Origin of the sequence: Roseivivax sp. THAF30, from assembly GCF_009363575.1 — a bacterium.
Taxonomy (GTDB): Bacteria; Pseudomonadota; Alphaproteobacteria; order Rhodobacterales; family Rhodobacteraceae; genus Roseivivax; species Roseivivax halotolerans.
The window spans coordinates 3,470,785-3,494,547 of record NZ_CP045389.1 but is presented as its reverse complement, the minus strand read 5'-3'; the positions used below and the strand labels follow the sequence as shown (position 1 = coordinate 3,494,547).

General features: G+C 64.8%; 16 protein-coding genes. 13 read left to right on the top strand and 3 right to left on the bottom strand.

The genetic code is table 11. The features are described 5' to 3' along the window. Positions 1 to 108: 108 nt before the first annotated feature. On the bottom strand, positions 109 to 2,088 hold the full coding sequence (locus tag FIU91_RS16890) for a protein meaA (protein WP_152463361.1): 1,980 nt from the start codon (positions 2,086 to 2,088) through the stop codon (positions 109 to 111). A gap of 199 nt (positions 2,089 to 2,287) precedes the next feature. Between FIU91_RS16890 and FIU91_RS16885 the strand changes: the two genes are divergently transcribed. From FIU91_RS16885 to FIU91_RS16870, 4 genes are all read left to right on the top strand, one after another. Then, entirely contained in the window at positions 2,288 to 3,652 is a 1,365-nt protein-coding gene (locus tag FIU91_RS16885; RefSeq protein WP_093009259.1) for a 1-acyl-sn-glycerol-3-phosphate acyltransferase, read from the top strand. Between the two features lie 135 nt (positions 3,653 to 3,787). Further along, the gene (gene ccrA / locus FIU91_RS16880; RefSeq protein WP_152463360.1) at positions 3,788 to 5,071 is read left to right on the top strand and encodes a crotonyl-CoA carboxylase/reductase; all 1,284 of its coding nucleotides are present in this window, start codon (positions 3,788 to 3,790) and stop codon (positions 5,069 to 5,071) included. Positions 5,072 to 5,149: 78 nt separating this feature from the next. Next, positions 5,150 to 6,688 carry an ATP-dependent RecD-like DNA helicase gene (locus FIU91_RS16875; protein ID WP_152463359.1) on the top strand — a complete coding sequence of 513 codons (1,539 nt, stop codon included), beginning with the start codon at positions 5,150 to 5,152 and terminating at the stop codon, positions 6,686 to 6,688. Then, positions 6,685 to 7,413: an SDR family oxidoreductase gene (locus FIU91_RS16870; protein ID WP_152463358.1), complete on the top strand. Its 729-nt coding sequence runs from the start codon at positions 6,685 to 6,687 to the stop codon at positions 7,411 to 7,413. Before FIU91_RS16875 ends, FIU91_RS16870 begins: the two co-directional genes overlap by 4 nt. 3 nt (positions 7,414 to 7,416) lie before the next feature. Here FIU91_RS16870 and FIU91_RS16865 read toward each other — a convergent pair whose 3' ends face one another. After that, on the bottom strand, positions 7,417 to 8,433 hold the full coding sequence (locus tag FIU91_RS16865) for an NADP-dependent oxidoreductase (RefSeq protein WP_152463357.1): 1,017 nt from the start codon (positions 8,431 to 8,433) through the stop codon (positions 7,417 to 7,419). 104 nt (positions 8,434 to 8,537) lie between these two features. Between FIU91_RS16865 and FIU91_RS16860 the strand changes: the two genes are divergently transcribed. The 6 genes from FIU91_RS16860 (at position 8,538) to FIU91_RS16835 (ending at position 16,277) form a co-directional block, all read left to right on the top strand. Continuing rightward, positions 8,538 to 10,169, top strand: coding sequence for a long-chain-fatty-acid--CoA ligase (locus FIU91_RS16860; RefSeq protein ID WP_152463356.1), 1,632 nt, complete (start codon positions 8,538 to 8,540; stop codon positions 10,167 to 10,169). Continuing rightward, positions 10,159 to 10,602 (top strand): MaoC/PaaZ C-terminal domain-containing protein, encoded by a 444-nt coding sequence (locus tag FIU91_RS16855; protein WP_152463355.1) that lies wholly within the window; start codon positions 10,159 to 10,161, stop codon positions 10,600 to 10,602. Before FIU91_RS16860 ends, FIU91_RS16855 begins: the two co-directional genes overlap by 11 nt. Beyond that, positions 10,602 to 11,834 (top strand): acyl-CoA dehydrogenase family protein, encoded by a 1,233-nt coding sequence (locus FIU91_RS16850; RefSeq protein ID WP_093008886.1) that lies wholly within the window; start codon positions 10,602 to 10,604, stop codon positions 11,832 to 11,834. The genes FIU91_RS16855 and FIU91_RS16850 overlap by 1 nt, the downstream gene beginning before the upstream one ends. Then, positions 11,834 to 12,850, top strand: a complete 1,017-nt coding sequence (locus FIU91_RS16845; RefSeq protein WP_371418203.1) for a phosphotransferase family protein — start codon at positions 11,834 to 11,836, stop codon at positions 12,848 to 12,850. Before FIU91_RS16850 ends, FIU91_RS16845 begins: the two co-directional genes overlap by 1 nt. Before the next feature lie 110 nt (positions 12,851 to 12,960). Continuing rightward, positions 12,961 to 15,843: an error-prone DNA polymerase gene (locus FIU91_RS16840; protein WP_152463353.1), complete on the top strand. Its 2,883-nt coding sequence runs from the start codon at positions 12,961 to 12,963 to the stop codon at positions 15,841 to 15,843. A gap of 80 nt (positions 15,844 to 15,923) precedes the next feature. After that, entirely contained in the window at positions 15,924 to 16,277 is a 354-nt protein-coding gene (locus FIU91_RS16835; RefSeq protein WP_152463352.1) for an antibiotic biosynthesis monooxygenase, read from the top strand. Here the strand turns inward: FIU91_RS16835 and FIU91_RS16830 are convergent. Continuing rightward, complete coding sequence (locus tag FIU91_RS16830; protein ID WP_152463351.1) at positions 16,268 to 17,071, bottom strand: undecaprenyl-diphosphate phosphatase; 804 nt, start codon at positions 17,069 to 17,071, stop codon at positions 16,268 to 16,270. The two genes, FIU91_RS16835 and FIU91_RS16830, sit on opposite strands and share 10 nt — an antisense overlap. A 224-nt stretch (positions 17,072 to 17,295) precedes the next feature. On the opposite strand from FIU91_RS16830, the gene FIU91_RS16825 reads away from it, so the two are divergent. Genes FIU91_RS16825 through gltB form a run of 3 tightly spaced genes read left to right on the top strand, consistent with a single transcriptional unit; the run spans position 17,296 to position 23,706 of the window. Next, positions 17,296 to 18,732 (top strand): NAD(P)-dependent oxidoreductase, encoded by a 1,437-nt coding sequence (locus tag FIU91_RS16825; RefSeq protein WP_093008881.1) that lies wholly within the window; start codon positions 17,296 to 17,298, stop codon positions 18,730 to 18,732. A 1-nt stretch (position 18,733) separates the two neighbouring features. Further along, positions 18,734 to 19,171, top strand: coding sequence for a GFA family protein (locus FIU91_RS16820; RefSeq protein ID WP_172975039.1), 438 nt, complete (start codon positions 18,734 to 18,736; stop codon positions 19,169 to 19,171). After that, a complete protein-coding gene (gltB, locus tag FIU91_RS16815; RefSeq protein WP_152463349.1) occupies positions 19,168 to 23,706 on the top strand; it encodes a glutamate synthase large subunit in 4,539 nt (1,512 codons plus the stop codon). Before FIU91_RS16820 ends, gltB begins: the two co-directional genes overlap by 4 nt. Positions 23,707 to 23,763 lie beyond the last annotated feature (57 nt).

The window sequence follows — 23,763 nt, the reverse complement described above, 5'->3', positions numbered from 1 at the left end:
TTTGATGATAAATCATTCAAACGCAAGTGGAAATAAAGGTGGATCCGGAACGCGTGATTCGTCGCGCAACTTGCGCGTTAACGAATTGGACGGAATTGTCGTTAAGGATTATTCGGCAGCGACTGCTTCGGGGTCTGCAAGGGTCACGATATCCGTCATGATCTTGTTCAGGACAAAATCTTTCGGAGTATAGACACGGGCAACACCCATCGCCCTCAGACGCTGCGCGTCGACGTCGGGAATGATGCCTCCGACAATGAGAGGAATGTTGCCGAGCCCGGCATCGCGCAATTTCGAAAGCGTGTCTTCTACCAGCGGCAAATGGCTTCCCGAAAGGATCGACAAGCCGATCACGTGTGGATTGTTCTCCAGAGCCGCGGACACGATCTGATCGGGCGTAAGTCGAATGCCTTCGTAATCGATGTCCATTCCGCAGTCGCGTGCACGAAATGCGATCTGTTCGGCGCCGTTCGAATGCCCGTCGAGGCCCGGCTTGCCGATCAGGAAACTGAGGCGGCGGCCGAGCTTGTCGGAGATCGCATCCACCGCGTCGCGGATATCATCGAGCCCCTCGGTCTGGTTCGAGACGGATTTCGACACCCCGGTCGGGCCGCGATATTCGCCGTGGGCCGCGCGCATTTCCTCGGCCCATTCGCCGGTCGTCACTCCTGCCTTGGCGGCGGCGATGGAGGCTTCCATCACATTGCGCCCCTCGCGGGAGGCGCGGCGCAGATCCGCGAGCGCGGCAGTCACGGCATCGGCGTTGCGCTGCGCACGCCATTCCTCGAGCCGTCCGATCTGGTCGGCCTCGACGGCGGGATCGACGGTCATGATGCCGCCATCCTCGCCCAGAAGCGGGGAGGGCTCGCTTTCCGTATACCGGTTCACGCCGACCACCACGGTCTCGCCGCGCTCGACACGGCCCACGCGATCGGCATTGCTCTCAACGAGGCGGGATTTCATGTAATCGATGGCCTCGATCGCGCCGCCCATACCGTCGAGCGTCGACAATTCCGCCCGTGCGCCTTCTTTCAGCGCTTCGACCTTGGCGTCGACCGCAGGGTTGCCATCGAACAGATCGTCAAACTCCAGAAGGTCGGTCTCGTAGGCCATGATCTGCTGCATCCGCATCGACCATTGCTGATCCCAGGGGCGCGGCAGGCCCAGAGCCTCGTTCCACGCGGGAAGCTGAACCGCGCGGGCGCGGGCCTTCTTCGACAGCGTCACAGCGAGCATCTCGATCAGGATGCGGTAGACGTTGTTTTCCGGCTGCTGTTCGGTCAGTCCCAGCGAATTGACCTGCACGCCATAGCGGAAGCGGCGGAACTTGGGATCTTCGATCCCGTAGCGTTCCTGCAGGATCTCGTCCCAGAGATCCACGAAGGCGCGCATCTTGCACATCTCGGTCACGAACCGGATGCCGGCATTCACGAAGAACGAGATCCGGCCCGCGAGGATCGGGAAATCCTCGGCGGGCACGCGCGGTTTCAGCTCGTCCAGAACCGCGATGGCAGTGGCGAGTGCATAGGCCAGTTCCTGCTGGGGCGTCGCGCCTGCTTCCTGCAAGTGGTAGGAGCAGACGTTCATCGGGTTCCACTTGGGAACGTGCTTGTAGCAGTACTCTGCCACGTCCCCGATCATCTTCAGCGACGGTTTCGGCGGGCAGATATACGTGCCGCGCGAGAGGTATTCCTTGATGAGGTCGTTCTGCACCGTGCCCTGAAGCTTGGAGACATCCGCTCCCTGCTCCTCGGCCACCGCGATGTAGAGCGCGAGCAGCCAGGGCGCGGTCGCGTTGATCGTCATCGACGTGTTCATCTGCTCGAGCGGGATCTCGTCGAAAAGCGTCCGCATGTCGCCGAGGTGGCAGACGGGAACGCCGACCTTGCCGACCTCGCCCTTGGCCAGCACGTGATCGCTGTCATAGCCCGTTTGCGTCGGCAGATCGAACGCCACCGAAAGCCCCGTCTGACCCTTTGCAAGGTTCCCGCGATAGAGGGCGTTCGACGCCTTCGCCGTGGAATGTCCGGCATAGGTCCGGATGAGCCAGGGCTTGTCGCGGGCGGTCGCTTGGGATGTCTCGGTCATGAAACCCTCGGATCGGTCTGGCAATAAAATTGCGTTTGAGCACGAATATGAGAAAGATTGTGGCAATGTCAATTCGCTGCGTCGCGGCGCGATGGTGTGCTTTCGGCTTACGATACCGCGTTGCCGCCACGTCGCGAAAGCGGGCCTTCCGCCGGGCTGAGGCTTGCCGATGCCCGAGGCGGCTGCAAGTCTCGCCGGCATGACCGGCTCCGTCACGCTTCCTGTCTGGCTATTCGTACTGATCCTGCTCTTTGCGGCGGTGACTTTCGCATCGCATTTCCTGTTTCCCTCCGTGCGCTGGTTCTTCCGGCGGCGCGCCGAGAAGATCGTCGCGCGGCTGAACGAGCGCCTCGAGCGGCCTATCCAACCGTTCAAGCTGGCGCGCAGATACGATCTCATCCAGCGATTGATCTACGATCCCGACGTGACGGAGGCCGTGCTCGCCCATGCCGCCGAATACGGCCTGCGCGAGGATGTCGCCTTCCAGGATGCCCGCCGCTATGCACGCGAGATCGTGCCCGCATTTTCGGCCACGGCCTATTTCGGCTTTGCGATCCGCGCGGCGCGGTGGCTGTCGAATGCGCTTTACCGCGTGGACGTCGCGGATATCGACGAGCGCGCGCTCGAGGCCATCGATCGCGACGCGACGGTCATCTTCGTGATGAACCACCGCTCGAACATGGATTACGTGCTCGTGACGTACCTTGCGGCGAATCGTTCGGCCCTGTCCTACGCGGTGGGCGAATGGGCGCGGGTCTGGCCGCTTTCGGCGCTGATCCGGGCGATGGGCGCGTACTTCATCCGCCGCAAGTCGCGCACCGCGCTCTATCGCAAGGTGCTGGAGAAATACGTGCAGATGGCGACGCAAGGCGGGGTCGCGCAGGCGATCTTCCCGGAGGGCGGTCTCAGCCTCGACGGCGCGCTGCATTCTCCGAAAGTCGGGCTGATAAAGTACATCGCGGAGGGCAGCGATCTGAAGACGCGCGACGTGGTTTTCGTGCCGGTCGCGCTCAATTATGACCGCGTGCTGGAAGACCGCATCCTGATCGATGCCGACCAGCGCGGCGACCGGCGCTTTCGCGCGGGTCTGTTCTCGGCCTTCCGCAACGCGCTGGCGCTTCTGTGGCGACGCGCGACCGGCCGGTTCCGCAGCTTCGGTTTGACGGCAGTCAGGTTCGGCCGTCCGCTGTCCATGCGAGCGCAGCCCGAACTCGTCGCACGACCCGAAGCGCTCGGCCGGGAGATCATGTCGCGCATTGCCGATGCGGTGCCGATTCTGCCCGTGCCGCTCGTTTCATATCTCTTGCTGACGCGCGGGCCGTTGACGCGGACCGACCTCGAAGTGGCCTTCCGAAAGGTCGAGATCGCCACCGAGTACCGCTTGTTCCTGCCGCGCCGCAGCCGGGGTTACGCCGTTCAGTTCGCGCTAGAGCGGCTCAAGCTCCGCAAACTCGTGATCGAGGATGGGGAGACGTACCGGCCGTCAGAAAACGCGGAACCGATTCTCCGCTTCTATGCGAACTCCGTGCGTCATCTCCTGACTGATTTTGCAGACGCAGCGTAACTTTCTGCAATTGCTCGGTCATAAAATTACAAACCGGACCTAAATATGATTGCATTGTTGCGCGCCCGGCTCTATCTCGGGTGAAGACGAACACCGCCGCACTGCGGCACGCGCATGAACGACAGGAGGCAGCTCATGGCTCTCGATACGCAACCCGGCATCGCGCAATACGATGCACCCGAGAAGGACCTCTACGAGATCGGCGAAATGCCTCCGATGGGCTATGTGCCGAAGCAGATGTACGCCTGGACGATCCGTCGCGAGCGCCACGGCGATCCCGACAAGTCCTTCAAGGTCGAGGTCGTGGACACGCCGCTGCCCGACAGCCACGAGGTGCTGGTTCTCGTGATGGCGGCAGGCGTCAACTATAACGGCGTCTGGGCCGGCAAGGGCGTGCCGATCTCGCCGTTCAACGTGCACGGCGCCGAGTTCCACATCGCGGGGTCCGACGCCTCCGGCATCGTCTGGGCAGTGGGCGACAAGGTCCGCAACTGGAAGGTCGGCGACGAGGTCGTGATCCATTGCAACCGGGACGACGGCGACGACGAGGAGTGCAACGGCGGCGACCCGATGTTCTCGCCGACGCAGCGAATCTGGGGCTACGAGACGCCCGATGGCTCTTTCGCGCAGTTTACCAACGTACAGGCGCAGCAGCTCATGCCGCGTCCGCGACACCTGACCTGGGAAGAGAGCGCCTGCTATACACTGACGCTCGCGACCGCCTACCGGATGCTGTTCGGCCACCATCCGCACGAGCTCAAGCCCGGCCAGAACGTGCTGGTCTGGGGTGCGTCGGGCGGGCTCGGCTCCTACGCGATCCAGCTTGCCAACACCGCGGGCGCGAACGCGATCGGCGTTATCTCAGAAGAGGACAAGCGCGATTTCGTCATGTCCCTTGGGGCGAAAGGCGTCATCAATCGGCGCGACTTCAAGTGTTGGGGTCAGCTTCCCATTGTAAACAGCCCCGAATACACCGAGTGGCTCAAAGAGGCGCGCAAGTTCGGCAAGGCCATCTGGGAAATTACCGGCAAGGGCGTCAGCGTCGACATGGTGTTCGAACATCCTGGCGAGGCGACGTTCCCGGTCTCGACGCTCGTGGTCAAGAAAGGCGGCATGGTCGTGATCTGCGCCGGAACGACCGGCTACAACACAACCTTCGACGTGCGCTACATGTGGATGCACCAGAAGCGCCTACAGGGCTCCCACTTCGCGCATCTCAAGCAGGCGGCTGCTGCAAACAAGCTGATGATCGAGCGGCGCCTCGATCCCTGCATGTCCGAGGTGTTCCCCTGGGCCGAGATCCCCGAAGCGCACATGAAGATGATGCGGAACGAGCATAAGCCGGGCAACATGGCCGTGCTCGTACAGTCGCCGAAGACCGGCCTTCGAACGCTTGAGGATGCGCTCGACGCGCGCTGAGCGCGGAGCCGGCCCAGAGACGAAATTGCCGCCGCGCGCCATCTGGTGCGCGGCGGCTCGCGTCTGTAGGGTCCGCCCATGACGCTGCCCGCACTGACCTTTTCCGACGACCAGGCCCAGGCCTACGACCGCGTGGCCGAGATGTTGCGCGAGGCGGGCGTGGATCTCGAGGAGGGGCTCTGCTTGCCCGCCAAGGAGGGCAAGACGCGCGTCATGGCGCTTCTGGGCAAGGCCGGATCGGGGAAGACCATGCTTCTCGCCGAATTGGCCCGCGCGCTCGGTGAAGCCGGGGTCGAGACCGTCTCGGGTGACTACGAGAGCCGCCGCCGCAAGGATCGCCGGACCCTCGCCATCCTCGCGCCCACGAACAAGGCCGCGAGCGTTCTTCGCAATCGCGGCGTGCCTGCGACGACCATTCACCGCATCCTCTATACTCCGGTCTATGACCCGGAATACGAGAAGATCGCCGAATGGCTCATGGGAAACGGCGAGAAACCCGTGATCGAGGATCTGACCGAGGATGCACTCGACCGGGCCTTCTCGGCCTATCAGGGCCACAAGTCGGTGCCAGCGGCGCTCGCGGCGGCCGGTCTGCGGGGCTCGGACTTCATTACCGGCTGGAAGCGCCGGGAAGAGCCGCTCGATATCGGCTTCGTCGACGAGGCCTCGATGCTGGACGAGCGGCAATACGAGGATCTGCAGGAGATCTTCCCGAACCTTCTGCTTTTCGGCGATCCGGCGCAGCTCGCGCCGGTCAACCAGTCTGGCGCAATGGTGTTCGACCGCATGAAGGTGAGCCAGAAGATGGAGCTGGCCCGCGTGCATCGCCAAGACGCGGACAACCCGATCCTCGATTTGGCCCACGCGCTCTCGGACCCTGACCTCACCTTCGAGGATTTCGAGCGGATGGTCGAGGAGACCGCCCACCGCGACGACCGCGTCGTCTGGGGCCAGCGGGTCGAGGTCGATCTGATGGCGCGCTCGCCGGTGCTGGTCTGGCGGAACGCTACGCGCATCCGGCTCATCAACGCGTTCCGCGCGGTCTACGGCGCGCCCGAGACTGAGCTCCTGGAAGGCGAGCCGCTCATTTGCGACGGTATCGAGCTGCCGATGAAGCACCGCAAGAAGCGGCTGGACCTTGAAGCGCGCGGCCTCATCAAGGGCGCGCAGGTGGTCTATCTCGGTCCCGGCCGGAAGCCCGGCTTTTCCCGGCTGCACGTGATGGGCGCGCCCGATCCACGGATCTCGGCGGCCTCCATCGTGAAGATCGAGAAACCGGACGAGGAAGAGCCCTTCATCCCCTTCGCCGCGCGCATGGGCGCGACCTTCCTGCACGGTGCGGCGGTGACCATCCACAAGGCGCAAGGGTCGCAATGGGATGCTGTGCAGGTTTTCGCGCCCGATCTTTACGCCGCCGCGCGGGCCGGACGGTCGGAGGCGGGGCAGCCCCTTTGGAAACGGCTTGCCTATGTCGCGATCACCCGCGCACAGGAGCGACTCTATTGGGTCGTGCGGAATCGGCTCGCGAAACCTTCCGGGCCGCTCGCGGTCGACGATCTGCGCGAGGTGGCGCAGCCAATGCCGCTGGAGCTTGCCGCAGAGGAGGACGAGGCGTGAAAAGCATACTCATAACGGGGGCCAGCTCGGGCATCGGCGCAGCGACCGCGCGGGACTTCCTCGCGGAGGGTTGGCTGGTCGGACTTCTTGCCCGGCGCGAGGACGCGCTCATCGAGGTCGCGAGCGGTCACCGGAACGCGGTCATCCTGCCCGCGGATGTCTCGGATTCGGACGCGGTGGACGCGGCGGCGGCGCGCTTTGCCCAGGACGCGGGCCGCATCGACGTGCTTTTCAACAATGCCGGGCTTTTCGGTCCGGCAGCCGAGATCGACGCGGTCGACGTCGCGGAGTGGATGCAGGTCTTGCAGGTGAACCTGACCGGCATGTTTCTCTGTGCCCGCGCGGCCTATGCAATCATGCGTAAGCAGGATCCCAAGGGCGGGCGCATCATCAACAACGGCTCAATCTCGGCCCATGTGCCGCGCGAGAACTCCGTCTGCTACACGACCACCAAGCACGCGATCACCGGGCTGACGAAATCGCTCAGCCTCGATGGACGGGCGCATAACATCGCCTGCGGTCAGATCGATATCGGAAATGCGCGGACCGAGCTTCTGGACGGCATCATCGAGGGCAACCGGGCCAAGGGCCTGCCAGAGCCACCCACGATGGATGTCTCCGAGGCCGTGCGCGCCGTCCGCCTCATGGCCGGGATGCCGCTTGAGGCGAACGTGCAGTTCATGACGGTGATGGCGACCGCGATGCCCTATATCGGACGCGGCTGAGCCCTAAAGCTTGACCACCTGCTTGCCGGTATTGCCGCCTTTCAGCATCTCGATGAAGGCTTCGGGCGCGTTCTCGAGCCCTTCGGCGACGTCTTCGAGATAGGTGATCTCGCCGCCCGCCACGCGCGGGGCGACATCCTTGAGGAAGGCGGGGTAGTGGTCCCAGTGGTCGAAGATGATGAAGCCATTGACCGACAGGCGCTTCGTCAGGATCGACCGCCAGGCCATCGGCAAAAGGTTCGTCTCGCTGACATCGCCGGAATACCAGGCGACCGCGCCGCAGAGCGGGATGCGTCCGTGCACGTTCATCAGGGGAAGCACCGCCTCGAGAAGCTTGCCGCCCACATTCTCCCAGTAGATGTCGACACCGTCGGGCGCGACCTCGGCGATGGCCTTACGCAGAGCGCGGGCATCGTCATGTGCGCGGTGGTCGATGGCGGCGTCGAAGCCGAACGTCTCGGTCGCAATCCGGCACTTCTCTGCGCCGCCGGCAATGGCGATCGTCCGCAGGCCCATCGCCTTAGCGAGCTGCCCGACCATCGAGCCCACGGGGCCTGTCGCCGCGCCGACGACCAGCGTCTCGCCGGATTTGGGGCGGCCGTATTCGTGCAGGCCCCGCCAGCCGGTGAAACCCGGCATCCCCAGCACGCCAAGCACCGCCGAGGGCGGCGTTCCCTCGTCGAGCTTGCGGACCTCCTTGCCCGAAAGCACCGCGTGGCTCGCCCAGCCGGTCATTCCGGTGACGGTGTCGCCTTCCACGAGTCCTTCCGCTTTGGAGGCGATTACGCGGCCGACGCCCTGCGCGGTCATCGTGCCGCCGATCTCTACGGGTGCGGCGTAGCTCTTGGCATCGTCCATTCGCCCGCGCATGTACGGGTCGAGCGACATCCACTGCACTTCGACAAGGACCTCGCCATCGCCCGGCTCGGGCATCGGGTCCGTCTCGAGCGAGAAATCCTCGGTGGTGGCTGCGCCGTCCGGGCGGCGGGCCAGGGCGATGCGGCGGTAGGTGTCGGACATTGTTTGCCTTTCCGTGGGGTCGTCGGGGCTTAGCTGTTGCGGAAGCGTCGCAGGCTTCGCAGAGTGAGGTGGTGTTCGACGCGCAGACGGCAAGGGAGGGCCAGATGCACGGAATGATGATGAACCAACCGCTCTCGATCATCGAGATCCTGCGCTACGCGGCCGGGGCGCATCCCGGCGGCGAAATCGTCTCGGTCCGCACCGAGGGCGATATCCACCGCGAAAGCTATGCCGAGGCCTATGCCCGCTCGGGCCAGCTCGCCCATGCGCTGGCCGGGCTCGGTATTGGTGAGGGTGACCGGGTGGCGACGCTCGCCTGGAACGGCTACCGGCATTTCGAGCTCTATTATGGTGTCTCGGGCATGGGCGCGGTGTGCCATACGATCAATCCGCGACTGTCTGCCGAGCAGATGCTCTACATCATCGGCCATGCCGAGGATAAGGTGCTGTTCTTCGACGTAACCTTCACGCCGATCATCGAAGGACTCGCCGAGCACCTGCCGCCGGGCATGACGCTCGTCGCGATGACCGACCGGGCGCATATGCCGGACAGCACGCTCGATCTTATGTGCTATGAAGACCTCATCGCGGATCAGCCCGCCGAGTACGACTGGCCCGATCTCGACGAAGAGGCCGCCGCGGCGCTGTGCTACACCTCGGGCACGACCGGCAATCCGAAGGGTGCGCTCTATACCCATCGCTCCACCGTGCTGCACGCGATGACCGTCGCGATCGGCCTCTCGAAATCGCTGACCGAAGGCGCGCGCGTTCTGCCGGTCGTGCCGCTCTTCCACGTCAACGCGTGGGGTCTTCCCTATGCAGCGCCGCTGACCGGCGCATCGCTCGTCATGCCGGGGCCGAAGCTCGACGGGCCGTCGCTGTTCGATCTGATGGATAGCGAACGCGTCACGTCCGCCTGGGGTGTGCCGACCGTCTGGCTGGGTCTGAGGGGCGAGATCGACAAGCGCGGCAAGAACCCGGACGGCTTCGCGCAGGTGGTGATCGGCGGCTCGGCCGCCGCGCGTTCGATGATCGAAGGGTTCGAGAAATCGGGCGTTGAGGTCTGCCACGCCTGGGGCATGACCGAGATGAGCCCGGTCGGCACGCACGGTCTGTTGTCCGCGCCCATGAAAGAGCTGTCCTGGGACGACCAGATGGCGCTCAAGGCCAAGCAGGGCCGGCGGCTTTACGGCGTTGAGCTGAAGATCGTCGACGATGCCGGCAATCGTCTTCCGCATGACGGCAAGGCTGCGGGCGAATTGTTCGTGCGCGGCAACACCGTGATCTCGGGCTATTTCGCCAATCCCGAGGCGACCGAGAAGGCTTTCGACGATGATGGCTGGTTCGGCACGGGCGATGTGGCGTCCATCGACGCGCAAGGCTTCCTCGTCATCCAGGACCGCACGAAGGATCTCATCAAGTCGGGCGGCGAGTGGATCTCCTCGATCGACATCGAGAATATCGTGATGGCGCACCCGAAGGTCGCGTCCTGTGCGGTGATCGCCGTGCCGCATCCCAAATGGGACGAACGCCCGTTGCTCGTGGTCGTGCTGGAGGGTGATGACAAGCCGACGCTGGAAGAGATCCACGAGATGCTGCTCGAGCACCTGGCCAAGTGGCAGCTGCCAGACGACATGGTCTTCGCGGACGAATTGCCCCTGACCGCGACCGGCAAGGTCTCCAAGCTGACACTGCGCCAGACCTACGCCGATCACACGCTGCCCGATGCTGGCTGACGCGTTTCGCAGCACCGAGCCCAAGGCGTCGCGCTGGTACCAGATCACCGCCGAGAAGGTCGCGGCCTTCGCGGATGCCTCCGAGGATTGGCAGGGCATCCATCTTGAAAAAGGCGCGGCGCAGGCGGCTGGGTTCGATGGTCCCGTCGCGCATGGTTTCTTCGCGGTCTCGATGCTTTCGGCTATGCTCTATGACGTTCTGCCCGACCTGCCGCCGGGCGCGTGGTCGGTGAATTACGGCTTCGACCGCATCCGTTTCGTAGCCCCGGTGGCAGTCGGTAGCCGCATCCGCGGGCATTTCCAGATATCCGAGACGCAGGAGCGCGAGAACGGGGTGCTTCTGCGCTGGGACGTGAGCGTCGAACGCGACGGCGAGGACAAACCCGCGATCGTCGCCGATTGGCTGAACCTCGTAAGTTGGAAGGAAGAGTGATGGACCTTGGTGTCACCGAGAAGGTGCGCCCGCTGATCGACGCGGTGCGCCAGATGGTCGAGGAAGATATTGCGCCTCTCGACGCGGAGTTCCACGGCGAGGTGGGTAAGCACCCGGATGGGCGTTTCGCGCATACCGACCGGCAGCTCGAGATCCTGAACGGGCTGAAGGCCAAGGCGAGGGAGCGCGGTTTGTGGAACTTCTGGCTGACGGACAGCGAGCGGGGTTACGGGCTGACGACTGTCGAATATGCCTATCTTGCCGAAGAGATGGGCAAGGTCTCCATCGCCGCTGAAGTGTTCAACTGCAACGCGCCCGATACCGGCAACATGGAAGTGCTGGAACGCTATGGCGCGGACTGGATGAAGGAGCGTTGGCTCGGACGGCTGCTCGAGGGTGAGATCCGCTCGGCCTACGTGATGACGGAGCCGGACACGGCTTCGTCTGATGCCGCGCAGCTCGTCTTCGAGGCGAAGCGCGATGGCGAAGACTACGTTCTCAATGGCGAGAAATGGTGGATTTCGGGCGCGGGCGATCCACGCTGCGGTCTGTATATCCTCATGGCCTGCACCGATCCGGACGCGCCCAAGCATCAGCGCCATACGATGTTCGTGATGGACCCGGATCTGCCGGGCATCGAGGTTTTGCGCCCGATGAAGGTCTTCGGTGCGGACGATGCGCCGCACGGGCATATGCATCTGCGCTTCACCGATGTGCGTGTGCCGGCGAAGAATGTCGTGCTCGGTGAGGGACGCGGCTTCGAAGTGGCGCAGGGGCGGCTCGGGCCGGGGCGCATCCACCATTGCATGCGCGCGATCGGGCAGGCGGAGAAGGCGCTCGACCTGATGTGCCGCCGCGGGCTCGCGCGAGAGGCCTTCGGCAAGCCCTTGGTGGAGTTGGGTGCGAATTACGACATCATCGCCAACGCGCGGATGGAGATCGAGATGGCCCGGCTTCTCTGCCTCAAGGCCGCGTGGATGATGGATACGGCCGGTGTGCGCGCGGCGCAGCCGTGGATCAGCCAGATCAAGGTGGTCGCCCCGCTGATGGCCGGCCGCGTCGTGGACGAGGCGATGCAGATGCACGGCGCCGCCGGGATCAGCCAGGACACCGACCTTGCCTCGATGTGGACCCATATCCGCACGCTGCGCTTTGCCGACGGGCCGGACGCTGTGCACCGCCGGCAGGTCGCGCGGGCGGAGCTGAGGAAATACACCCAGAGAGAGGTATGATGTCCGATCTCGATCTGAGCGCGGTTTCGGCCTGGATGGCCGAGAACGTGGAGGGCTATCGCGGTCCGCTTTCCGCGACGAAATTCGAGGTGGGGCAGTCGAACCCCACCTTCCGTCTGAATGCCGGTTCGGGCTCCTACGTTCTTCGGCGGAAGCCAGAAGGTGCGCTTCTGAAATCGGCGCATGCTGTGGATCGGGAGTTCCGGGTGCAGAAGGCGCTTTGGGCCACGGATGTGCCGGTGCCATGCGTGCTGGCGCTTTGCGACGACGAGAGCGTGATCGGCTCGATGTTCTACGTGATGGAGCATGTCTCGGGCCGCAACATCGCCGAGCCGTCCATGACCGACCTCGTCCCCGGCGAGCGGGCGGAGATCGCCTGCGAGATGGCGCGCGTTCTGGCCGCGATCCACGATGTCGATCTCGAGGCGGCGGGGCTTTCGGATTATGGCCCTCCGGGACATTACTACGCGCGCCAGCTCAAGCGCTGGGCCGGGCAATACGAGGCCTCGGAGACCGAGCATTTGCCTCAGATGGACCGCCTCATCGCCCGGCTCGGCGAAGAGATGCCCGAAGATGACGGCACCCGCACGCTTGTTCACGGGGATTACCGCATCGACAACCTGCTTTTCGCGCAGGAAGGCACGTCCTGCCGTGCGGTCCTCGATTGGGAGCTTTCGACGCTCGGCCATCCCTTCGCCGACCTTGCGGCAGTCATCATGCAATGGCAGATGCCGCCCGGCGCCGAGGGGCGGGGTCTTGCCGGGCTGGACCGTGATGCGCTTGGCCTGCCGTCCGATGACGCGTTCATCGAGATGTATTGCGAGGCGCGCGGCATCGCGCGGCCCGAGCGGTTCGGCTATTACGTCGCCTTCTCGTTTTTCCGGATGGGCGCGATCCTGCAAGGAGTGAAGAGGCGCGCGCTGGACGGCAACGCCTCGAACCCCGAAAGCGGGCTGAGGCTCGGCGCCTACGTGCCGCGCTTCGCCGAGATGGGACTCGCCTGGCTCGATAGCTGAGGGGGCGCTGCCCCCTCAGACACCCCCGAGGTATTTGGGCCAACCCAAATTGGGGTTGGACGCAAAAGAACAAAATGGGAACATATGGCGGAAAGCTGCCTGATTCCCTCATGTCCGTCGAACTCAGCATCACATCGAACTTCACCTTCCTGACCGGCGCGTCGCACCCTGAGGAATTCATGGAGCGCGCGGCGCTGGAAGGGCTGGAGGCCATTGCCATTGCCGATGAGAACTCGGTGGCCGGGATCGTGCGCGCGTGGCAGCGCGCGCGGGAGATCGCGCGGATCTTGGCCGAACGCGCCGAAGCCGAAGCGGCGGACGGCCCCATCGGCCCGCCTGCGCCAGAGGGCTGCGAGGCAGGCCCGTCCCTTGCGATCCGCAACGTGCCGCGGCTCATCCCGGCGGCGCGTCTCGTTCTGGCCGAAGGGCTCGAGATCACCGCGCTCGCGGCGACGCGGGATGGCTGGGCGCGGCTGTGCCGGCTGATCTCCAGGGGGCGGCTCCGGGCGGAGAAGGGGGCGTGCGATCTGCGGCTCGCGGACCTGATGGAAGGGGCCGACGGGCTGGAGCTCATTCTCTCGGGGCCGGAGCCCGGAGAGGTGGCGCGCTGGCAGCCGCTCGCCCGGAGGCTTGTGGCGGGGCATAAAACACGCGTCCACATGATGCTGAGCCCGCGCTATGACGGGCAAGATGCGGCGCGCTTCGACCGGCTCGCGCGGCTCGCGGGCGGTCTCGGCATCGAGACGGTGGCGAGCGCGCGGCCCATCATGCATCACGGGCGGCGGCGGCGGCTTGCGGACGTGATGACCGCGATCCGCACGGGCATCCGGGTCGACGATCTTGGCCGCGATGCCTTGGCAAACGGCGAGCAGCGGCTGCGGTCGGAGCCCGAGATGCGCCGCCTTCTGGGCCCTCATGCCCCGGCGCTGGACCGGGCGGTGCGGCTTGCGGCGCGCTGCGATTTCGACCTTGGCACGCTCCGCTACGAATACCCTTCCGAGATCACGGATGGAGAGACTGCCGATGCGCGGCTCGCACGGCTGGCGCGGGCGGGGCTCAAATGGCGTTATCCGGGCGGCGCGCCTGAGAAGGTGACAAAGCTGCTCGAGCACGAACTGGCGCTGATCGCGCAGCTGGCCTATGCGCCCTATTTCCTTACCGTGCGCGATATCGTGGCCTTCGCCCGCGAGCGGGGGATACTCTGCCAGGGGCGCGGCTCTGCGGCCAATTCGGTAGTCTGCTATTGCCTCGGCGTCACATCGGTCAGTCCCGAGATCGGCACAATGGTCTTCGAGCGTTTCGTCTCGGAGGCGCGCGACGAGCCCCCCGATATCGACGTCGATTTCGAGCACGAGCGCCGCGAGGAGGTGATCCAGCACATCTATGCGCGCTACGGCCGGCACCGCGCGGGGCTCTGCGCGACGGTCATCCATTACCGCGGCAAACGCGCCATTCGCGAGGTGGGCGCGGCGATGGGGCTTTCGCAGGACACGATCGGGGCGCTCTCGTCGCAGCTCTGGGGCTTCTTCTCCACCAACGGGATCGAGCCGCAGCGGATGCGGGAGATCGGGCTCGACCCCGAGGATCCGCGGCTGATGCTGACGATGGAGCTGATCTTCGAGATCATCGGCTTCCCGCGGCATCTCTCGCAGCATGTGGGCGGGTTCATCGTGACCGAGGGGCGGCTCGACGAGCTGGTGCCGATCGAGAACGCCTCGATGGAGGATCGCACGGTCATCTGTTGGGACAAGGACGATATCGATGCGCTGGGCATCCTCAAGGTCGACGTGCTGAGCCTTGGGATGCTGACCTGTATCCGCAAGGCGTTCGACCTGATCGCGCGGCATCACGGGGCGCGGCACGACCTGGCGACGTTGCCGCCAGAGGATCCGCGCGTCTACGACATGCTCTGCCGGGCCGATTCCATCGGGGTCTTCCAGGTGGAGAGCCGGGCGCAGATGAACTTCCTGCCCCGGATGCGGCCGCGCAGTTTCTATGACCTGGTGATCGAGGTCGCGATCATCCGGCCGGGACCGATCCAGGGCGATATGGTCCATCCCTATATCCGCCGCCGGAACGGAGAGGAGGACGTCTCCTTTCCCTCGGATGCGCTGGGGCAGGTTCTGGGCAAGACGCTGGGCGTGCCGCTCTTTCAGGAGCAGGCGATGCAGATCGCCATCATCGGCGCGGGGTTCACGCCCTCCGAGGCGGACCGGCTGCGCCGGGCGCTCGCGACCTTCAAGAAGCTCGGACATATCGGCGATTTTCGAGAGCGGTTCCTGAGGGGGATGCGCAAGAACGGCTACGAGGCCGATTTCGCGGAGCGCTGCTTTTCCCAGATCGAGGGGTTCGGCTCTTACGGGTTTCCCGAAAGCCATGCGGCGAGTTTCGCGCTCCTCGTCTATGCCTCGGCCTGGATCAAGTGCCACCACCCCGGCATCTTCGCCTGCGCGCTGCTGAACGCGCAGCCGATGGGGTTCTACGCGCCCGCGCAGATCGTGCGGGATGCGCGCGAGCACGGGGTCGAGGTCCGGCCCGTGGCGATCAATGACAGCTACTGGGACAACGTGATGGAACCCGACGGACGCGGCGGACTCGCGCTCCGGCTCGGGTTCCGGCAGATCAAGGGACTCGCGGAGGAGGACGCGGTCTGGCTGACCGCCGCGCGCGGCAACGGCTACCAGAGCGTCGGCGATGTCTGGCGGCGGGCCGGGCTCGCGCCTGCCCGCGTGGCGCGGCTCGCGGAGGCGGATGTCTTCGCCCCGCTCGGGCTCACGCGGCGCGCGGCGCTCTGGGAGGCGAAGGCGCTGGGCGGCGCGAAACCCCTGCCGCTGTTCTCGGGGGATATGGACGGGGAGGGGATCGTGGAGCCAGCGGCGCTCTTGCCCGAGATGAGCGAGGGCGAGGAGGTGGTGGAGGATTACGTCGCCATGCGCCTGACGCTACGGCGGCATCCGGTGGCGCTCTTGCGGCATGTGCTGACGCCGGGATGAGGGCGGCAAGTCCGGGGGCATAAGCGGCGCCTTCCCGCGCGGCGTGGAACGCATTATGACACCCTGCGAGGAGGCCGCCCATGATCGCGATCATTTTCGAAGTCATCCCCGCCAAAGGGCGCAAGGACGAATATCTCGACATCGCCGCAGAAATGCGCCCGATGGTGCATGAGGTCGAGGGCTTCATAAGCGTCGAGCGGTTCCAGAGCCTCACCGATCCGGACAAGCTCCTGTCGATCTCATTCTTCGAGGACGAGGATGCGGTCGAACGCTGGCGGCAGCTTGCAGCCCATCGCGGCGCGCAGTCGAAGGGGCGGCGCGGCGTCTTTTCGGACTACCGGCTCAAGGTCTGCCATGTTCTGCGCGATTACGGCATGTTCGACCGTGCCGAGGCGCCGGACGACAGCCGCGCGGCGCATGACGCTCAGGAATAGGCGTAGACCAGAAGGGCGAGGCCGAGGATCACGCGGTAGATGACGTAGGGTGTGAAGCTGACGCTCCTGAGGAGCCGCATCATCAGCGCCAGCGCGGCGAGCGCGGCCAAGAAGGCTAGCGCAGCGCCGATGACGGCATCGCGCCAGGGGAAAGCGTCAGGCTCCATGAGCGCCTCTGCGCCGAGAAGCGCGCCAGAGGCAAGGATCGTCGGGATGGACATCAGCATGGCAAGCCTGGCCGCGTCGTGCCGGCCGTAGCCGAGTTGCCGTCCGCCGGTGATGGTGATGCCTGACCGCGACGTGCCGGGAATGAGTGCCAGAACCTGCCAGAGGCCCATGATCATCGCGTGTTTCAGCGTCCATTCGGGCGCGGTGCGAGTCTCAGCGCCGGTGCGATCCGCCCAGTAAAGAACGAGGCCGAAGACGATCATCGCCCAGCCGATCACCGCGACGGAGCGCAGCGCGTCGTCGAGGCCGGTGAGGCGCAAGGCCAGGCCCGCGGCCATGACGGGGATCGTCGCGATCAGAAGGCACAGTGCGAGAAACGCGCCCTTGGTGTCGATCTTTCCTTGCGCCAGTCGCAGCGTGCCGCCGAGCGCCACGCGCACATCGGACCAGAAATAGAGGATCACCGCACCGAGCGTGCCGATATGCACCGCCACGTCGAGCGCCAGTCCCTGATCCTCGGCCCCGGTTAGGCCGGGCAGGAGAATCAGGTGGCCCGAGGAGGAAACCGGCAGAAACTCAGTGATGCCCTGGATGAGGGCCAGAAGGACGAGGTGCCAGAGGGACATGAGATGGCCTTGGGTAACGGGACGCCTGCCTTCCCTATAATCAGAGTGATTCCAGAGGGAAGGGGGAATATATATCGCAAACCGGACCTAAATATGCTGTGTGCCGGTGTGCTTTTCGACTTCCTGAAGGCTATTTTTTGAATATATGTCAGCATTACTGACTTTTATTATTCCGAACGCAGCTATATGACGCCGACGAGAGGAATTCCGAGGACATTATCGACATGGCCAAGCAGCCGATGCTGAAATTCGTGACCGTTGGTCGCGACATGCCCGACAAGCGCACCGCAGAGGAGCGCCGCGAGGACTTCCAGGAGATCTATGCCGAGTTCGCGGAGCAAAAGGCCGCGGAGCAAGCCGGTCGCTGTTCGCAGTGCGGCGTGCCCTATTGTCAGTCGCACTGCCCGCTCCACAACAACATCCCCGATTGGTTGAAGCTGACCGCCGAAGGACGCCTGCAAGAGGCCTACGAGGTCAGCCAGGCGACCAACACCTTCCCTGAGATCTGTGGCCGGATCTGTCCGCAGGACCGTCTTTGCGAAGGCAATTGCGTGATCGAGAAATCGGGCCATGGCACCGTGACCATCGGCGCGGTGGAGAAGTACATCACCGACACTGCTTGGGAAGAGGGCTGGGTCCAGCCGATCGAACCTGCCGCCGACCGTCCCGAAAGCGTCGGCATCATAGGTGCAGGACCGGGCGGGCTTGCTGCTGCCGATGTCCTGCGACGCGCCGGCGTGCAGGTCACGGTCTATGACCGATATGACCGCGCGGGCGGGCTGATGACCTACGGCATTCCCGGCTTCAAGCTCGAAAAGCCCGTCGTCATGCGCCGGAACGAGCAGCTCGAAGCAGGCGGCGTGACCTTCGTGATGAACTGCAATGTCGGCGAGACCATCGGTTTCGACGAGATCCGCGAGAAGCATGACGCGGTCATCATAGCGACCGGCGTTTACAAGAGCCGTGATCTCAAGGGGCCGGGGGCCGGTGCGGACGGGATCGTGCGGGCGATCGACTTCCTCACCGCGTCGAACCGCGCGGTGAATTTCGGCGACCACGTGCCGGAATTCGAAAGCGGTGAGCTCAACGCGAAGGGCAAGCGCGTGGTGGTCATCGGAGGCGGTGACACCGCGATGGATTGCGTCCGCACCTCTATCCGGCAGGGCGCGACCAGCGTGAAGTGCCTCTACCGCCGCGATCGTCAGAACATGCCCGGCTCTCAACGCGAGGTTGCCAATGCCGAGGAGGAAGGCGTCGAGTTCGAGTGGCTGACCGCGCCGAAGGCTTTCAAGGGCGACCCGGTCAATGCGGTCGTCGTTCAGAAGATGCGCCTGGGCGCGCCCGACGCGACAGGTCGCCAAAGCCCCGAGCCCATCGAGGGTGCGGAATACGATGAGCCCGCCGACCTCGTGATCAAGGCGCTCGGATTTGAAGCCGAGGAGCTGCCGACGCTGTGGGGGCAGGAAGGGCTCGAAGTCACCCGTTGGGGCACGGTCAAGGCGGAGTTCACCAGCGGCAAGACCAGCCTCGATGGTGTCTATGCCGTCGGCGACATCGTGCGCGGCGCAAGCCTGGTCGTCTGGGCGATCCGCGATGGGCGCGACTGCGCCGAGGCGGTGCTGAGCCAGTTCGACGGCGCCAGCGCCATCGCCGCGGAATAGGATGGTCGGCGCCGAGACCTCCATGACCGGCGCGTGCCTGTGCGGCGCCGTGACCCTGAGCGTCGCCCACCACGAGGGCGGCGTTCACGCCTGTCACTGTCGCCTGTGTCAGCGCTGGACGGGCGGGGTCTATGTCATGGTGCCGGCCGCGCCGGAAGACGTGAAGATCGAAGGGCCGGTGCGCCGCTATCGCAGCTCGTCCTTCGCCGAACGCGCCTTCTGCGGTACCTGTGGCAGCCATCTCTGGCTGCGGGATGACGGGGCCGACTACGAATTGATGCCGGGGCTCTTCGACGCGGCCGCGTCGTTGCCGCTCACGAGCGAGATATATGTGGACCGGGCGCTGAAGGCGCTGAGCCTCGCGGGGGATCACCCGCGCCGCACCCGGGCCGAATACGAAGCTGAGAATGCCTTTGTGCCGAAGGAGAACCTGCCATGACCAAATACGACGCCAACTGGGCCGCCGAGATGGAGGCCAAGCGCCAATGGCTGGCCGAGAACGGGCTCTATTCCGAAGCCGAGGAGCATTCCTCCTGCGGCGTCGGCCTTGTCGTCTCCATCGATGGAACGCCCTCGCGCAAGGTCGTGGATGCCGGGATCACCGCGCTCAAGGCGATCTGGCATCGGGGCGCGGTCGATGCGGACGGCAAGACCGGCGACGGCGCTGGCATCCATGTGCAGATCCCGGTTTCCTTCTTCTACGACCAGATCGAGCGGACGGGCCATGACCCGCGCAAGGATGAGCTGATGGCCGTGGGCCAGGTCTTCCTGCCGCGCACCGATTTCGGCGCGCAAGAAACCTGCCGGACCATCGTAGAGACCGAAGTCCTGCGGATGGGCTATTATATCTACGGCTGGCGGCACGTGCCGGTGAACGTCGACTGTCTTGGCGAGAAGGCCAACGCAACCCGCCCCGAGATCGAGCAGATCCTGATCTCGAACGCGCGCGGCGTCGATGAGGAAACCTTCGAGCGCGAGCTTTACGTGATCCGCCGCCGGATCGAGAAAGCCGCCGCCGCCGCGGGCGTGGCGCAGCTCTATATTGCGTCGCTCTCCTGCCGGTCGATCATCTACAAGGGCATGATGCTCGCCCAGGATGTCGCGGAGTTCTATCCCGACCTCCAGGATCAGCGCTTCGAGAGCGCGTTTGCAATCTACCACCAGCGCTATTCCACGAACACCTTCCCGCAATGGTGGCTCGCGCAGCCCTTCCGGATGCTCGCCCATAACGGCGAGATCAACACGCTCAAGGGCAACACCAACTGGATGAAGAGCCACGAGATCCGCATGGCGTCGGCCACGTTCGGAGACATGGCGGGCGACATCAAGCCGATCATCGCGAACGGCGCGTCGGATTCGGCGGCGCTCGACGCCGTGTTCGAGGTGTTGGTGCGGGCGGGCCGCAATGCGCCGATGGCCAAGACAATGCTTGTGCCCGAAAGCTGGTCCAAGCAGGCCGAGGAGCTGCCGCAAGCGTGGCGCGACATGTATTCCTACTGCAACTCGGTGATGGAGCCCTGGGATGGCCCGGCGGCGCTCGCCATGACCGACGGTCGCTGGGTCTGCGGCGGCCTCGACCGGAACGGCCTTCGGCCGATGCGCTACGTGGTGACAGGCGACGATCTGCTGATCGCAGGTTCCGAGGCCGGGATGGTGCCGACCGAAGAGGCCAGCGTGAAGGAGAAGGGCGCGCTCGGCCCCGGTCAGATGATCGCCGTCGACATGAAGGAAGGCGCACTCTTCCACGACGTCGAGATCAAGAACAAGCTCGCGGCCGCGCAGCCGTTCGGCGACTGGGTCGGCAAGATCACCGAGCTTGACGAGCCGCTTTCCAAGGTCGAGGAAGCGCCGCTCTTCGAAGCCGGTGAGCTTCGCCGCCGCCAGATCGCGGCCGGCTATACCGTCGAGGAGATCGAGCAGATCCTCGTGCCGATGGCCGAGGATGCGAAGGAGAGCGTGGCCTCCATGGGCGACGACACGCCCTCCGCAGTCCTGTCAAAGCGCTACCGGCCACTGTCGCATTACTTCCGGCAGAACTTCAGCCAGGTGACGAACCCGCCGATCGACAGCTTGCGCGAATTCCGCGTGATGAGCCTCAAGACGCGCTTCGGCAACCTCAAGAACGTGCTCGACGAGAGCTCGGCGCAGACCGAGATCCTCGTGCTCGATACACCGTTCGTCGGTAACGCCCAGTTCGACGCGCTCAAGATTCATTTCAACGCCGAGATGGTGGAGATCGACTGCACCTTCCCTCCGGGCGGCGGGCGCAACACGCTCAAGGAAAATCTCGAGCGGATCCGCGCTGAAGCGGAGGACGCGGTGCGCTCTGGCGCGGGTCATATCACGCTGACCGATCACCATGCCGACGAGAGCAAGGTCGCGATGCCGATGATCCTGGCCACGAGCGCGGTGCACAGCCACCTGACGCGCAAGGGCCTGCGGACCTTCTGCTCGCTCAACGTGCGCTCGGCGGAATGCATCGATCCGCATTACTTCGCGGTTCTGATCGGTGCGGGTGCGACCGTGGTGAACCCCTATCTTGCCGAGGACACGATCGCGGACCGCATCCGGCGCGGCCTTCTCGACGGCTCGCTGACCGACGCGATGAAGCGTTATCGCGACGCGGTCGACCTTGGCGTCCTGAAGATCATGTCGAAGATGGGCATCTCGGTCGTCTCGTCCTATCGCGGCGGCCTCAACTTCGAGGCCGTGGGTCTCTCCCGCGCGATGTGCGCCGAATACTTCCCCGGCATGATTTCCCGGATCTCCGGGATCGGCGTCTCCGGCATTCAGAAGAAGGTCGAGGAGATCCACGCGCTGGGCTTCCGGGGCGGGCGCGACGTCATGCCCATCGGCGGTTTCTACAAGGCGCGCAAATCTGGCGAAACCCATGCCTGGGGCGCGCAGACCATGCACCTGATGCAATCGGCGTGTGACCGGGCCTCCTACGAGACATGGAAGCAGTATTCGAAGGCGATGCGGGCAAATCCGCCGATCCACTTGCGTGATCTGCTCGATATCAAGCCGATGGGGCCGAAGCTTCCCATCGAGGAGGTCGAGAGCATCACCTCGATCCGCAAGCGGTTCGTCACGCCGGGCATGTCCCTCGGCGCGCTGTCGCCTGAGGCGCACCGCACGCTGTCCATCGCGATGAACCGGATCGGCGCGAAGTCCGACAGCGGCGAAGGTGGCGAGGATCCCAAGGATTCAACGCCCGACGCGAACGGCGACAACCGCTCGGCCAAGATCAAACAGGTTGCATCGGGCCGTTTCGGCGTGACGGCGGAATACCTGCTGAATTGCGAAGAGCTCGAGATCAAGGTCGCGCAGGGCGCCAAGCCCGGCGAGGGGGGCCAGCTTCCGGGCATGAAGGTCACGCAACTCATCGCGAAGCTGCGCCATTCGACGCCCGGCGTGACTTTGATCTCGCCGCCGCCGCATCACGATATCTACTCGATCGAGGATCTTGCGCAGCTCATCTACGACCTGAAGCAGATCAATCCGGTCGCGAAGGTGACGGTAAAGCTGGTCGCCTCCTCGGGCGTCGGGACCATCGCGGCGGGTGTTGCCAAGGCCAAGGCCGACGTCATCCTGATCTCGGGCCACAATGGCGGTACGGGAGCGAGCCCTGCGACCTCCATCAAGTATGCGGGTCTGCCTTGGGAGATGGGCCTCACCGAGGCGCATCAGGTTCTGTCCATGAACAACCTGCGGAGCCGCGTGACCCTGCGTACCGATGGCGGTCTCAGAACGGGGCGCGACATCGTCATGGCGGCGATGCTCGGCGCGGAGGAATACGGCATCGGCACCGCCGCGCTTATCGCGATGGGCTGCATCATGGTCCGTCAGTGCCAGTCGAACACCTGCCCGGTTGGCGTCTGCACCCAGGATGATCGCCTGCGCGAGAAGTTCACCGGCAACGCCGACAAGGTCGTGAACCTCATCACCTTCTACGCGCAGGAAGTGCGGGAGCTTCTGGCCGAAATCGGTGCACGCTCGCTTGATGACGTGATCGGCCGTGCGGACCTTCTGAGCCAGGTCAGCCGCGGCTCGGATCATCTGGATGATCTCGACCTCAACCCGCTCTTGATCCGCGTGGACGGGGCCGACGAGGTGCGCCTCGACCGTAATGGGCCGCGCAACGAGGTTGACGACACGCTCGATTCCGAGATCGTGAAGGACGCCGCGCGCTTCCTGAACGAAGGCGAGAAGATGCAGCTGTCCTACGCGGTGCAGAACACGCACCGCACCGTCGGCACGCGGACATCGAGCCATATCGTGCAGAAATTCGGAATGCGGAACGCCCTGCAGCCCGATCACCTGCATATCAAGCTGACGGGGTCCGCCGGTCAGTCGCTGGGTGCTTTCGCTGCGCCGGGCCTCAAGATCGAGGTATCGGGCGATGCCAACGATTACGTCGGCAAGGGCCTTTCCGGCGGGATCGTCGTCGTGCGTCCGCCGATGGCCTCGCCGCTGGTGGCAGCCGAGAACACGATCATCGGCAACACGGTGCTTTACGGCGCGACGGCGGGGTATCTTTTCGCCGCGGGCCGCGCGGGGGAGCGCTTTGCGGTGCGAAACTCGGGCGCGCATGTAGTGGTCGAAGGCTGCGGCTCCAACGGTTGCGAATACATGACCGGCGGGGTCGCTGTGATCCTTGGCTCGATCGGTGCGAATTTCGGGGCCGGGATGACCGGCGGCATGGCCTATCTCTACGATCCCGACGGCGTGGCGCGGGATTATATCAATCCCGAGAGCCTCGTTATGGGGCCGGTCACGGTCGAGCACTGGGAAGCCGAGCTGCGCGGCTTGATCGAGCGGCACCATGCCGAGACGGGAAGCCGCAAGGCCGCCGATATCCTCCAACATTGGGAGGAAGAGCGGGGCAACTTCCTGCAGGTCTGCCCGACCGAGATGCTCGACAAGCTCTCGCATCCCGTGGGGCTTGAGGCCGAGGCGGTGCCGGCCGAATAACCAGAAGGGGCCGGACACTGCGTCCGGCCCTTTTCACGTTCCGTCGCGGGTTTCCGG

Coding starts and splice junctions, on each gene's coding strand:
- FIU91_RS16875 (WP_152463359.1), top strand. CDS start 5,150: ATGACGCTGCCCGCACTGACCTTTTCCGACGACCAGGCCCAGGCCTAC.
- FIU91_RS16850 (WP_093008886.1), top strand. CDS start 10,602: ATGGACCTTGGTGTCACCGAGAAGGTGCGCCCGCTGATCGACGCGGTG.
- FIU91_RS16830 (WP_152463351.1), bottom strand. CDS start 17,071: ATGTCCCTCTGGCACCTCGTCCTTCTGGCCCTCATCCAGGGCATCACT.
- ccrA (WP_152463360.1), top strand. CDS start 3,788: ATGGCTCTCGATACGCAACCCGGCATCGCGCAATACGATGCACCCGAG.
- FIU91_RS16825 (WP_093008881.1), top strand. CDS start 17,296: ATGGCCAAGCAGCCGATGCTGAAATTCGTGACCGTTGGTCGCGACATG.
- FIU91_RS16860 (WP_152463356.1), top strand. CDS start 8,538: ATGCACGGAATGATGATGAACCAACCGCTCTCGATCATCGAGATCCTG.
- FIU91_RS16835 (WP_152463352.1), top strand. CDS start 15,924: ATGATCGCGATCATTTTCGAAGTCATCCCCGCCAAAGGGCGCAAGGAC.
- FIU91_RS16855 (WP_152463355.1), top strand. CDS start 10,159: ATGCTGGCTGACGCGTTTCGCAGCACCGAGCCCAAGGCGTCGCGCTGG.
- FIU91_RS16865 (WP_152463357.1), bottom strand. CDS start 8,433: ATGTCCGACACCTACCGCCGCATCGCCCTGGCCCGCCGCCCGGACGGC.
- gltB (WP_152463349.1), top strand. CDS start 19,168: ATGACCAAATACGACGCCAACTGGGCCGCCGAGATGGAGGCCAAGCGC.
- FIU91_RS16845 (WP_371418203.1), top strand. CDS start 11,834: ATGTCCGATCTCGATCTGAGCGCGGTTTCGGCCTGGATGGCCGAGAAC.
- FIU91_RS16840 (WP_152463353.1), top strand. CDS start 12,961: ATGTCCGTCGAACTCAGCATCACATCGAACTTCACCTTCCTGACCGGC.
- FIU91_RS16885 (WP_093009259.1), top strand. CDS start 2,288: ATGACCGGCTCCGTCACGCTTCCTGTCTGGCTATTCGTACTGATCCTG.
- FIU91_RS16820 (WP_172975039.1), top strand. CDS start 18,734: ATGGTCGGCGCCGAGACCTCCATGACCGGCGCGTGCCTGTGCGGCGCC.
- FIU91_RS16890 (WP_152463361.1), bottom strand. CDS start 2,088: ATGACCGAGACATCCCAAGCGACCGCCCGCGACAAGCCCTGGCTCATC.